We start from the raw sequence: 12367 nt of genomic DNA on the forward strand, positions 1-12367 counted from the left end.
CCTTACCAGCTCTGCGACAGGGTCACGAACACGGCGCGACCCGGCGCCCAGACGCAGGCGACGTCGCGTGTGCACATCGCAACATATTTGCGGTTGGCTATATTGGTCCCGTTGAACTGGATGCGCGTGCGGCCCCTGTCGATATGGGCCTGCAAATCCCAGACGAGCTGCGACGGCACGGTGAAGGTCAGAGGAATGGAGCCTGCGGTATTGCCTGTATAGCGCATACCCGCCCCGAGCCCGGCCTGCCAAAGTGCCGAGAAAGCGACATCGCGCTTCAAAAAAAGCGAGGCCATATGCGACGGGATCGCGACAGGACGCTGCCCGATCTGGCTCACCGTGTTCGATCTCAGAACACGCGGGTCCTGATAGGTGAAGCTTGCAATGAAATCGATCCTGTAAGGCAGGCGGCCCACCCCTTCGAATTCGAAGCCGCGCGTTCTCTGACGCCCGGTCTGCACGCTGAAGGACGTATTATTCGGATCGGCGGTCAGGACATTATCCTGCACCAGATTGAAGAAATCGGCCGTGAGCATGAAATTATCGACACCACGCAACGGGGTAGCGGGCTTGTATTTCAAACCGGCCTCGATCTGCTTGCCCGTCGTTGGCACGAAAGCAGCCCCCGCAAACGTCGTGCCGACCTGAGGCTGGAAGGAGGTGGCGTAGGAGACATAAGGGTTGAGCCCGATAGCCGACTGGTAAACCAGCCCGACACGCCCGGTGAAGGCATTATTGTTCTGCGGTGTGCGCACGCCGGTCAGATTATTCACCGTCAAGCTTTCGGTGAAATCGCCACGACCTGACACAGTAAGATACCAGCGCTGCCAGTTGGCCTGTTCCTGTGCATAGATACCAGTATCGGTTTCGGTCTCGTTGGTGCTGGTATTGGTGGCATAGCTGGGCCAAGTGACGGCGCGATAGACGGGGGTGTAAAGATTGAGCGCTGGTGCCGCGCGCTGACCACGACGATTGGCGAGAAAATCGCTCCGGAAATCAACACCGGTCAGAAATTCATGATGGATCGGGCCGGTATGGACCACCATGTCGGAACGCGTATCGAGCGTGACGTTGTTGTAATTACCCTGCTGGTTCAACGCCGTGCGGTTGATGCTCTGCTGGTCTGCCGAAAGCGACGAGGTGGTGACGAAGCGGTAAAGCACATCGAGATGCGCGTAACGCATGTTCTGCGTGAGCGTCCAGTTGGGCAGGATATGACGCACCAGATTATAGCCCACCGCCACCTGACGTTTGGAATACACGTCATAATCGGCATCGCTGCTCAGGAAATTACGGGCGATCTGCCCCCATTTCGAAGGCAGGACCGTGCCGCGTGCAGGCAGGAACTGTGCCGTCGAACCGGCATCGAGCTGCTGGAAGCTGGTCAGCAGGGTCGCAATCGTCTTGTCGTCAGGACGCCAGCTCAGCGACGGGGCCACATAGATCTCGTTATTCTTGATGTTCCTTGCATAGGTGTCGGATTTGCGGATCAACCCGTTGAAACGCCAGAGCAGCGTCTTGCGGCTGTTGAGCGCCCCACCGACATCCAGCGCTCCCTGAACGCGCCCGTAAGACCCGGTCTGGAAATCGAGTTCGTTCACCTGATCCGGATGAGGGCGCTTGCTGACAGCATTGATGATGCCTCCCAACTGCCCCGAGCCATAAAGCGCCGATGAAGCCCCGCGCAGGACATCCATTTCTTCCAGTCCCCAAGGCTCGATGCTGAAGCTTTGCGAGGAACTGGCGTCGGGCGCGCGTGCCATCGAGATAGATATCGGGTGTGAAACCACGGATCGTCCCGAAATAGCCGCGAGGGTCGTCTTTCGATCCGTAATCGGAAACCCCTGCCGCATAGCGCACCGCTTCGGACAGGCTGCGCGCATTGAGCGTGCTCATGCGCTCCTGCGTGATGACCGTGATATTCTGCGGTATCAGCTCGAGCGGGGTCGAGGTTTTTGTCGCACTGCTCGCGGATGCGGGCAGAAACCCGCCACGTCTGGCCGTAACGCGGATCGTTTCATGCACGCGCCCCTTCTGCTGTTGAGAGGCCTGTTTCTGAGATCCGGACTTCTGGGAGGTCGATGGATGGGCGCGCATCGCAGAATCAGCCGGTTTCTGTTCTGCAGCCCAGACCGGATGAGAAAGCACCCCGGACAAGGGATATGAAACAAGGGCAGACAGAAACAGGGCAGCGCGATGCGTGACAGACATAATTTTCCCGGAACAATACGATAGATTGTCGTTACAAATGAGAACGTTTCTCATTTGCATTCCGGGTCGATAAAAATTCGTGCCCCTGCTGTCAATCGACCGTCAGGGTCGAGAACCCAGCGAGGAAAATCTGTGGTGATAATGTCACGTCATGTACGCGCGGGCAGTGCACGGCGCATCACGGCTTGGCCGGGGCGCCACGCAGTCTTTCGAGCAGGACCACCAAGGGGTGGTCGAGAGCCTGCCCCCTGAAACGCTTCACCTGACTGCGGCAGGAATAGCCGCTGGCCAGAAAACGCTTCTCTGTCTGCCGATCAAGATGCGCGCCCCAGGATTGCTCGAATATGATTCGCGAGGTGTCGACATTGCGCGCCTCATGGCCGAACGTACCCGACATGCCGCAACATCCGGTTTTTTCGAGATGCAGCTCCAGGCCGACACGTGCGAACAGGGCCTGCCAGTCGCTGCCCGACCCGGCAAGTGCGGTCTTTTCGGTGCAATGGCCGAGAAAGACGTGCTGTATACCGTTGCCCATTCCCGTCGTGCCACGATCCGGCAGCGCCTTGAGCAGGAATTCCTGTGGCAGCAGCACGCTGGGCAGGGTCTCGATACCCGGGATCTTGCGATATTCCTGCCGGTAAACGAGCGTCATGGCCGGATCGAGCCCGACAATCGCAACGCCAGAGGCTCCCAGCGCGCGCAACCAGGAGCATTACGCCGCGCCTGACTGACAAACAGACCGAGAAACCCGTGCACATGCAGCGGCTTGCCGCAGGCCAGGCTCTCCGCCAGATAAACATCATAGCCAGATCGCGAGGCCAGCTCGATCAACGCGCAGACGAGCGGCGTCTCGAAATGGCGCGTGAAGAGATCGGGCATCAGAATCACGCTGCGCGATTTAGCTTCTGCCGATAATGCCGCCAAAAGCTCCGGCCGGGCGGGCTGCACGCCCCAGACGCGACAGGTCTCGGTCAGTTCCGCCCCCTGCATCGCGGGCATGTCCACAAGGCCGAAAAGGCGCCTTCCGAGTGCCTGCACCACCGAAAGCTTCGTCCCCGCATTATAGAGCGGGGCGAAACGCGCCATGAGCGGCAGGGCATATTCGATCATGCCGACCAGGTAATCGCGCAGAGGCCGCGCATAACGCTGATGGTAGAGATTGAGAAAACGCGCTCTGAAATCGGGCACATCGACTTTGACCGGGCACTGGCTGGTACAGGATTTGCACGCAAGGCAGGTCGCCAGAGAGTCGTAAAGCTGATGAGAGAAATCGAGCGGCGCAGCCGCACGCCGGCGTAACAGCGCACCAAGACGCTGTTTCAGCGATGGCCGTGCCGCCTCCAGCGCCACCACATCCGTGCCAGATCCCGCCTGAAGGCGCAGCCATTCGCGCAACAGCGACGCGCGGCCCTTGGGCGAAAAGCGCCGGTCGCGCGTCGCTTTCCAGGACGGGCACATAGGGTCGTCCTGATCGTAATTGAAGCAGGCGCCATTGCCGTTGCAATGCATGGCGGTGCCAAATTCCTTCCAGACCGGGTCGGGGATCTGGCTGTCCAGTGTGCCGCGCAAAGGCACGTTATCGACACGCAGAAGAGGGCGCGCAGACGAATCCGGCGCGGCGATCTTGCCGGGATTGAGCTGGTTATGCGGGTCGAAAACCGCCTTGATCTGCTGCAGAGACGAATAGAGCGGTCCGAAAATTTCGGGTACATATTCCGAGCGCACGCCTTTGCCATGCTCGCCCCAGAGCAATCCGCCATAGCGACGCGTCAGGGCAAATACCGCGTCACTCAACGGGCGGATACGCGCCGCGTCTTTCGAGTCGCGCATGTTCAGCAGAGGCCTCACGTGCAGCACCCCGGCATCGACATGACCGAACATGCCGTAATCGAGCCCGTGCCCATCGAGCAGAGCGCGGAACTCGGCAATGAAATCGGCCAGTTTTTCTGGCGGCACCGCCGTATCCTCAACGAATGGCTGCGGGCGAGCCTCCCCCTGCACATTGCCCAGCAGCCCCACGGCGCGCTTGCGCATGGCATAGACCTGCGAAACGGCCTTGCGCCCTTCGGCCAGAGTATAACCCCGACGTGGCACCGTCCTGTCCTGTCTCAGGTGGTCGAGAAACGCGGATACGTTCTCGCGCAGCACCCCCTCGTCATGCCCGGCAAACTCGACCAGATTAAGTCCCTTGGCCGGGCCCGTCTCATCTTCGGGAAAATAGCTCTCGACCGAATTCCAGACGAAATCCTGCATGGCCAGACCAAGCACCTTTGAATCGATCGTCTCGATCGACAGAGCTTGAGGCCGATCAACGCACGCGCATCGCGCAGTGCCTCCATGAAGCTGTCATAGCGGATATTGACCAGAATGCTGTGCCTAGGGATGGCGAGCAAGTTGAGCTTCGCCTCGGCCAGCAACCCGAGCGTCCCTTCCGAACCGCAGATGAGGGAAGTGAGATCGAAACGCCCCTCGTCATCACGCAGATGGCGCAGATCGTAACCGGTCAGGCAGCGATTGAGCTTGGGGAAGACGCGCTCGATCGTCTCTTTTTCCTGCTCGCAAATGCCAGCAACGCAGTCAAAAATGCGCGCGACATGGCTCGTGCCCTGACGCTGGGCCGACAGTCCGGCCGCATCGAGCTTTTCGCTGCACAGAATCTCACCGCCGACCAGCACGGTCGAGAGCGCCAGAACATGGTCGCGCGTCTTGCCATAGGTACAGCTGCCCTGTCCGCTGGCATCGGTGCTGATCATGCCGCCGATCGTGGCGCGATTGGAAGTCGAGAGTTCTGGCGCAAAAAACAGGCCATGTAGGGCAATGGCGGCGTTCAACTGGTCTTTCACCACGCCGGGTTCGACACGCACCCATTTCTCTTCGACATTGATTTCGAGAATGCGGTTCATATGTCGGGAGAGATCGACCACGATGCCTTCGGTCAGAGACTGGCCGTTTGTGCCCGTGCCGCCACCGCGCGGCGCCACCACGACATCGCGCCATTCCGCCAGACCTGCAAGACGCGCAAGACAAACGAGATCGGCCTGATCTTTCGGAAAAACGACAGCCTGCGGATAGCGCTGGTAGATCGAATTATCGGTAGCGTGGACGAGACGCGTATCGTGATCGGTTTCAATCTCGCCGGAGAAGCCAGCCCCACGAAGTGCGTCCAGAAAAGCGGTATGCTGCCCTGACGTGCCGGGTATCTTGTCGAGAACAGCGATCATGGTCATGGCCGGTCATCCATCGTCAATCGCACGCCAGAACTTCCCCGGCAGTGCCGGATGACGCGCATTTCTGAATTACCCCGAACCAGCGGTGAACGATAGAGAGCCGGAAAACGCGTTGCGCCTCAGGAGCGCATGAGAACGACCAGAGCCCGTCGCTCCTGGGTGATCCCCGAGCGGAGATGACCGTGGGCGCAGAGTGCCTCGCCTTCACGCTCGAGATACATGACCTGACTGACAACGGGCGCGGGCGCCGCTACCGATTGGCGCAATGTGCGATGCACCTTGCGCGCAAGCGTCTTGCAATAGTCGAGCGTGTCGCTGGTGACCGCCATCGGAACGGCTTCGGTGCGTGTAGGCGTCACAATCGGGCTGGCGCCGGTTCCAGCCTTGGCCATGCCGGGCAGACCAAGGGTGCAAGTCAGGCAGAAAAGCGCAAAGGCAGTTTGTGTCATTTAATCGATACTGATCAGGTCCATATTGCATCACGATGGGCGACGCATGAAACCTTGGTTAAGTGGTCAGGTTCCCGCTGAATCGCTCAGGCCAACCCGGCTTCCTCAACGGGTAGACTCAGCACTACGCGCAGGCCGCGCTGGAGCGGCTCGAGCGCCAGACTACCACCATGGAGCTGCGCCACAGCCTGAACAAGAGACAGCCCAAGCCCGGCGCCGGGCGTGTTGCGCGCCTGATCGGCGCGAAAGAACCGTTCCGAAGCGCGAAGCAAATCTTCCGCAGACATGCCCGGCCCTTCATCGGTCACGCTGATACGCACCAGAGTCCCGGACACGCTGGCCCGCAATGTGACTGTCGTTTCGGCAGGCGAGAATTTGATGGCGTTATCGATCATGTTCGCCACGGCCTGCTGAATGAGACGTGCATCGCCATGAAAGAACAGGCGCTGTGGCAGATCGAGCGCAATCTGCAACCCGGCCTCTTCTGCCGTTGCCTCATAAAGTTCAACAATATCATGAAGCGGTGTGATGAGATCGGTTGTTTCGAAAGCTGCCCGCCGCGCCCCGGCCTCGATCTGGGCAATGCGCATCAGCGCGTCGAAAACAGCCGTGACATGATCGAGATCGGCCACGGCGCGATAGATCGCGTCATGCATTTCTTCGGTGGTACGCGCATGAAGCGCCGCATCCTCAAGCCGGTTGCGGGCGCGGGTAATGGGCGTGCGCAGATCATGCGCAATGGAATTCGAGACCTGCTTCACGCCTTCCATCAGTTTCGAAATACGATCAAGCATCCGATTGATGGAATGCGCCACCAGATCGACGTCATTGCCGACAAGCGGCATGCGCTGGCGCATGTCGCCATTGGCCAGGGCTGTCGTCGTACGCGCGATGGAACTCAGAATGCGACTGAAAATGCCCCGGACCACCCAGGCGCCGCCCACTGCCAGCGCCGTGACCATGAGCCAGGACCAGATGAAGGTCTCGGTCAGCACGCGGCGCAGAATGTCGCGCCCCCTGATGTCGCGCCCGACCAGCAATTGCAGACCGTCCGGCAGCACATACGCATGCATCGCTGCCGACGTTGTATTACCTGCCCGGCTGATCTTGAGCGTATAAAAGCGATCCGCGCGTTGCACGGCATCGGGCCATGAAGGCATGTTGCCGGCAAGACGCTGACCACCCGGCGTAATCAGAAGATAGAGATCCTGATCTTCAACATCCTGATCGAGGCGATCCTGAATGGCACGTTGCAGGCTCGAAAGCCCGCCCTGCATCCAGCGTTCGGCCAGCCCATGCGCATCGGCATCGACCGCCTGACCGACCTCACGCTCAAGTGCCCCGATCGTGTGCCACCACAAAAAGGTGAGAAACAGCGTGGCCGAAAGAGCGAAGACCAGACCGTAGCCCAGTGAGAAACCGAGCCCCGCCGAACGAAAGCGCCAGGCGCGCTTCCACCACAGACGAAGCATGGGAAAGCGCGACAGGCTGAACCTCATGAAACCGGCAAACCCTGCTTAATTGGCGCGCAGGATATAGCCTGCATTGCGGATCGTATGGATCAGCGCGGTTTCGAACGGCTTGTCAACTTTCTGGCGCAGACGCGACACATGCACGTCGATCACGTTTGTCTGCGGGTCGAAATGGTAGTCCCAGACTCGCTCCAGCAGCATGGTGCGGGTCACGACCTGACCGGCGTGACGCATCAAAAATTCCAGCAGGCGGAATTCACGCGGCTGAAGATCGATCTTCTCGTCACCACGCTTTACCGTGCGCGAGAGCAGATCCATTTCTAGATCAGCAACGGTCAGCTTGGTCTGCGGCGCCTGCTCGGCGCTGCCACGACGGGCCAGAGCCTCGACACGGGCCAGAAGCTCGGAGAAGGCGAACGGCTTGGTCATATAGTCGTCGCCACCGGCCTTGAGACCGGCAACGCGCTCATCGACATCGGCCAGAGCCGAAAGAAGCAGCACGGGGGTGGCATTATTCTGCGCACGCAGCGTCTCGAGAATGCGCAGACCGTCAATGCCGCCGGGAAGCATACGGTCAAGAATCACGATGTCGAAATTCTCGCTGACGGCAAGAAACAGACCATCCTTCCCGTTATCGGCTTCCTCGACAAGGTGCCCGGTCTCCTTCAGTCCCTTCACAATGAAGCTCCTGACGGTTGGATCATCCTCGACAAGCAGAATACGCATGGTCAGTCCTTGGGCTTCGAGGAGGGCATTCGCTGGCTAGGCGCACGCGTCGCCACCCTCACTTTAGGGTGACCTTATTATCTTTCAGTTACGCCCCGGAAGAAAGGGCGAAGAACCGGTTCTTCGCTTATTCGTCGGCATCAGCCGGTCGTTTTCCGATAGGAAGCGTGACCGTGCTCGTCTTGCCCTTACGAATTACCGTGAATGTAACGGCGTTCCCGGGTTTCCCCGCGGCAACGATCCGCAGCAGGGCCCGGCCATTCTCGACTGGCGCGTTATTGATGGCGGTAATCTTGTCGCCTTTCATCAATCCGCCCTTCTGCGCAGGGCCGTTGCGATCAACATCGACCAGAACGACCGAGCCATCACCATCATCGAGCGTGACCCCGAGCCAGCCATGATCGACATGGCCCGTACGGCGAATCTCATCGACGATCGGCGCGACGATCTCGGAGGGGATACCAAAACCGATCCCCACCGACCCACCGGCAGGCGAGACCATGGCGGCATTCACGGCCACGACCTGCCCGCGCATATTGAAAGCAGGCCCCCCCGAATTGCCCGGATTGATGGGAGCATCGAGTTGCAGGAAATCGTCGAGCGATCCTGCCCCAAGATCGCGCCCGCGCGCCGAAACGATACCTGCGCTGACCGAAGACCCGAAGCCGAAGGGATTGCCCGCCACCAGAATCCAGTCGCCCACATTCACCTTGTGACTGTCACCCCAGGTCACATAGGGAAGCGGCTTGGGCGATTCGACCTTGATCACGGCGATATCGGTCAGGGCGTCTACCCCGATCAGCTTTGCTGGTAGTTCCTGACCGTTCGAAAGCGAGACCGTCACGTTATCTGCGTCGCCAACGACATGATCATTGGTGACGATAATGCCCGATGGGTCAACGATGAAGCCCGACCCAGCACCCAGAATCTCCTCCTGATGGCGCTGCATCTTCTCTCGATAGCGCTTTTCAAGCGGCGTGCCCTTGATCTGTGCGGGCACTTTGCCCCCACCTTCCGAGCTGATCTGGGTGATAGCAATATTCACCACGGCCGGAATCACGCGTTGCACCAGCGGTGCAAAAGAAAGCGGGCCGGATTGCACCAGAACAGGTGGCAAAGCGGGGCTACCGTCAGGAACGGCCGCCTGCGCCGGAATCTGCACGGCACTAGCCGGTGGGACAGCCGGAATGACCGGGTGGCTCGGCTGCGGCGGCGGGTGCGGCAGAAACTTTTCAAGGAAAGACGGCAGGGCATAGGCCTGCGAGACGCCAAACCCGGCAAGGACAGCAAGGGCAAGAACTGCGCGCATCAAGAAACCACAAGCAGGGTAAAATTGGGGGTCATAGCGACACGATAGCGCAGAAATGAAATGATTCCATCTCTCATCGCCTTCTCTTTTCCCTCTTCGTTCTCATGCTGCGAAACGGGGCCTGGTCTGGCAGGCCAAAGCGATGAGGATTGTCATTCTCGCCCGGCTTTGGCAGGACGACAGGGAAAGGACGCGCAAAAAGCGTGTCTCTCTGCTGCTAAGCCCTGCATGACGCGATCTTTCAAGGACGACAGATGATTAACGACTTCACTTTCGGCCGGGTCCTGATCATTGGCGATCTTCTGCTCGATTGTTATATTCACGGTTCTGTCGACCGCATCTCGCCCGAAGCACCCGTGCCTGTCCTGCTGCGGGCCAAGCACAGCACCGTGCCGGGTGGCGCTGCGAATGTCGCCATGAATGCCGCAGCCCTTGGCTGTGCCGTCAGCCTGGTCGGGCTTGTGGGGCAGGACACATCCGCGCAGGAATTGCGGCAGGCCATAGCGCGACAAAACACCATCTCTCTCGATCATCTGGTCGATGACGCGGACTGGGTGACCATCACCAAGACACGTGTCCTGAGCGGTCGCCAGCAAATCGTGCGTATCGATGACGAACCCTCGATTATCGTACCGCCTGTCATTCAAGAGAAACTCATAGCGTCCGCCTTGACTGCGCTCGACGCAGCGGATGTCGTTGTCTGCTCCGATTACGCAAAGGGTGTGTTGAGCGACGAGGTGCTTCAGGCTGTCATTCAGGCCGCCAATCTGCGCAGCATTCCTGTCGTGGTCGATCCCAAGCGCAAGGATCTTTCAGCTTACAAAGGCGCTCAGCTCATCACGCCCAATCGCAAGGAACTCTCCTCCGCGACAGGGCTGCCGGTGGGAACCGATACCGAAATTCATTTTGCAGCACTTGCCGCGCAGGAGCAGTTCGGCGGCGATGTCCTGGTCACGCGCTCTGAGGAAGGCATGACGCTTCTCGAGCGTAACGGGCGCATGACCCACGCCCATGTGCCGAAGTCGGAAGTGTTCGACGTCTCCGGCGCGGGCGATACAGTGGTCGCTACTATCGCCGCCATGATCTCGGCAAAAGCCGATTTGCAAACGGCCATGGTGATTGCCACGAATGCGGCCTCGATTGTCGTAGGCAAACTCGGCACCGCCACCGTCTCACGCGCTGAACTCAGCGCCGCACTGAAATCGAAAATCGAGAAAGACGGCGTAATTGCCTCTCTTGCCGAGGCCCGGAGCATTATCGAAGCCTGGCGGCACCACGGTGCCCGAATCGTCTTCACCAATGGCTGTTTCGACCTGCTTCATCCGGGCCATATCGCGTTGATCCGGGCTGCCGCCCAGGAGGGCGACAAGCTGATCGTAGCACTGAACAGCGACGACTCCGTTCGCCGCCTCAAAGGTGCCGAACGACCGCTGCAGGACGAGCAGGCACGTGCCACAGTCATGGGGGCGCTGCGCGATGTCGATCTCGTGGTAATTTTCGACGAAGACACACCCTATGAAATGATAGCGGCCCTGAAACCCGATATTCTGGTAAAAGGGGCTGATTATACCGAAGATCAGGTCGTAGGCGGCGATGTCGTCAAATCTTATGGTGGTCGCGTCGTGCTGGCCAATCTGGTATCTGGTCGCTCGACGACCTCGATCGTCAAAAAAATGAAGGCCGATTAAGGCCCGGGCGCCACGCTCGCAGGACACGTTTGAAATCTGGGTGACATGACGCGCGCGATCGAAGACACAACCCCCGAAATACAGGCACGCTGGCGCAACTGGCTTTTCAACCAGGCCCTGCCGCTGTGGAGCCATGAAGGCTTCGATCACGAACGTGGCCTTTTTCACGAACGTCTGGACTGGGCGTCACGCCCCGTTCCGATGCAGGCCTTGCGCCTGATGGTCCAGGCACGGCAGATCTCTACCTTCTGCCGTGCTGCGCTCGACGGCGTTCATGACGCAGGTGTGCAGGCACTGAACTGCTTGATACCGTCAGACGCCTCTATCACCGAACCGATGACCAACCCGGCTGGGTCTTTTCAATTGCCGCGACGGATCGCCCTGCGCAGACAAAGCGCGATCTTTACGCCCACGCTTTCATTCTTTTCGCCTATGGCTGGGCCATACGCTACGCCGACCGCCCGGAAGATCGGGCCATGGCGCGCCGGATTGCGACAGATATCGATCTGATTTTCGCGGCGCCCAATGGCGGCTATGTCGATGCTGTGCCCGATGAAGGGGTTTTGCGTAGCCAGAATCCACATATGCATCTGCTTGAAGCCTATCTCGTGGTTTTCGAAGCGACAGGCGACAGCTTTTATCTGAAGCGCGCAAAAGCACTGGTCGAACTGGCCAGAACTCGGCTGATTGATCCGCGCAGCGGATTGCTGCTCGAGTTTTTCGGTTCGGACTGGCACCCGCTCAAAAGCTTCGGTGAAAATCAGGTTCAGCCAGGCCACCTCTTCGAGTGGTCTTGGCTGCTGAAAGACTATTCTCGCCTCGCTGATTGCACGGGCGATGAGGCAGAACTTTTGGTGCAAAACTCGGGCACGCTGTTCAAAGCAGGTCTTACTTCTGGCTGCGACCACGCCCGCCATGTGGTGCTGGACAGCATGACCGACACCCATGTAATTCTGGAACGTTCAGCGCGGATCTGGGCACAAACAGAACTTCTGCGCCTGCTTTATACGGGCGAGAAGACACAGGAAGAAACGCGAAACGCGGCACTCTTTGCTGTCTCTTTTCTGGAGCAATTCGCTCCCCTGTCACTGAAAGGCGGCTGGATCGACCATATCGATGCCGATGGAGATAGGCTGGTTGACTATATGCCAGCGAGTTCGCTGTATCATATCTATGGCGCAGGCCGTCAGATCGCGCTGTAGCGTTATCGGTTCAGACACTTCGGCATCTGCGATACAGTGATCAGACAACTAGATAAGTTGCTGATGCAGGCTCATTAACAGGG

General features: G+C 59.2%; 9 protein-coding genes and 2 pseudogenes. 2 read left to right on the forward strand and 9 right to left on the reverse strand.

Annotated elements, in window-relative coordinates; genetic code table 11:
* Positions 1-2: 2 nt before the first annotated feature.
* The 9 genes and pseudogenes from JCM25414_RS20640 to JCM25414_RS13980 all read right to left on the reverse strand — a co-directional run bounded on the left by JCM25414_RS20640 (position 3) and on the right by JCM25414_RS13980 (position 9397).
* Entirely contained in the window at positions 3-1697 is a 1695-nt protein-coding gene (locus JCM25414_RS20640) for a TonB-dependent siderophore receptor (protein WP_242403607.1), read from the reverse strand.
* Between the two features lie 9 nt (positions 1698-1706).
* Positions 1707-2271: pseudogene (locus JCM25414_RS26815) on the reverse strand (TonB-dependent receptor plug domain-containing protein); the annotation flags it as partial.
* Positions 2272-2389: 118 nt separating this feature from the next.
* Positions 2390-2914 (reverse strand): (Fe-S)-binding protein, encoded by a 525-nt coding sequence (locus tag JCM25414_RS25410; RefSeq protein WP_242403603.1) that lies wholly within the window; start codon positions 2912-2914, stop codon positions 2390-2392.
* Positions 2860-4479, reverse strand: coding sequence for an FAD-linked oxidase C-terminal domain-containing protein (locus JCM25414_RS25415; RefSeq protein WP_242403604.1), 1620 nt, complete (start codon positions 4477-4479; stop codon positions 2860-2862). The genes JCM25414_RS25410 and JCM25414_RS25415 overlap by 55 nt, the downstream gene beginning before the upstream one ends.
* A 443-nt stretch (positions 4480-4922) precedes the next feature.
* Positions 4923-5438, reverse strand: a pseudogene (locus JCM25414_RS25420) (FAD-binding oxidoreductase); the annotation flags it as partial.
* 119 nt (positions 5439-5557) lie between these two features.
* Positions 5558-5887: a hypothetical protein gene (locus tag JCM25414_RS21975; RefSeq protein WP_025842031.1), complete on the reverse strand. Its 330-nt coding sequence runs from the start codon at positions 5885-5887 to the stop codon at positions 5558-5560.
* An 86-nt stretch (positions 5888-5973) separates the two neighbouring features.
* The gene (locus JCM25414_RS13970) at positions 5974-7386 is read right to left on the reverse strand and encodes a HAMP domain-containing sensor histidine kinase (RefSeq protein ID WP_051535905.1); all 1413 of its coding nucleotides are present in this window, start codon (positions 7384-7386) and stop codon (positions 5974-5976) included.
* 18 nt (positions 7387-7404) lie between these two features.
* Entirely contained in the window at positions 7405-8085 is a 681-nt protein-coding gene (locus tag JCM25414_RS13975) for a winged helix-turn-helix domain-containing protein (protein ID WP_025842033.1), read from the reverse strand.
* A gap of 127 nt (positions 8086-8212) precedes the next feature.
* Positions 8213-9397: a S1C family serine protease gene (locus JCM25414_RS13980; RefSeq protein ID WP_242403605.1), complete on the reverse strand. Its 1185-nt coding sequence runs from the start codon at positions 9395-9397 to the stop codon at positions 8213-8215.
* A 251-nt stretch (positions 9398-9648) separates the two neighbouring features.
* On the opposite strand from JCM25414_RS13980, the gene rfaE1 reads away from it, so the two are divergent.
* Together rfaE1 and JCM25414_RS22625 are read left to right on the forward strand one after the other, a co-directional pair.
* The gene (gene rfaE1 / locus JCM25414_RS13985; RefSeq protein ID WP_025842035.1) at positions 9649-11082 is read left to right on the forward strand and encodes a D-glycero-beta-D-manno-heptose-7-phosphate kinase; all 1434 of its coding nucleotides are present in this window, start codon (positions 9649-9651) and stop codon (positions 11080-11082) included.
* A 362-nt stretch (positions 11083-11444) separates the two neighbouring features.
* Positions 11445-12284, forward strand: a complete 840-nt coding sequence (locus JCM25414_RS22625) for an AGE family epimerase/isomerase (RefSeq protein WP_242403608.1) — start codon at positions 11445-11447, stop codon at positions 12282-12284.
* Positions 12285-12367 lie beyond the last annotated feature (83 nt).

This window comes from Asaia platycodi JCM 25414, assembly GCF_000614545.1.
In the GTDB taxonomy this organism is placed as follows: Bacteria; Pseudomonadota; Alphaproteobacteria; order Acetobacterales; family Acetobacteraceae; genus Asaia; species Asaia platycodi.

Excerpts from the sequence above, each read along its gene's own strand:
- JCM25414_RS20640 (WP_242403607.1), bottom strand. The coding sequence starts at position 1,697 with ATGGATGTCCTGCGCGGGGCTTCATCGGCGCTTTATGGCTCGGGGCAG.
- JCM25414_RS21975 (WP_025842031.1), bottom strand. The coding sequence starts at position 5,887 with ATGACACAAACTGCCTTTGCGCTTTTCTGCCTGACTTGCACCCTTGGT.
- JCM25414_RS13970 (WP_051535905.1), bottom strand. The coding sequence starts at position 7,386 with ATGAGGTTCAGCCTGTCGCGCTTTCCCATGCTTCGTCTGTGGTGGAAG.
- JCM25414_RS13975 (WP_025842033.1), bottom strand. The coding sequence starts at position 8,085 with ATGCGTATTCTGCTTGTCGAGGATGATCCAACCGTCAGGAGCTTCATT.
- rfaE1 (WP_025842035.1), top strand. The coding sequence starts at position 9,649 with ATGATTAACGACTTCACTTTCGGCCGGGTCCTGATCATTGGCGATCTT.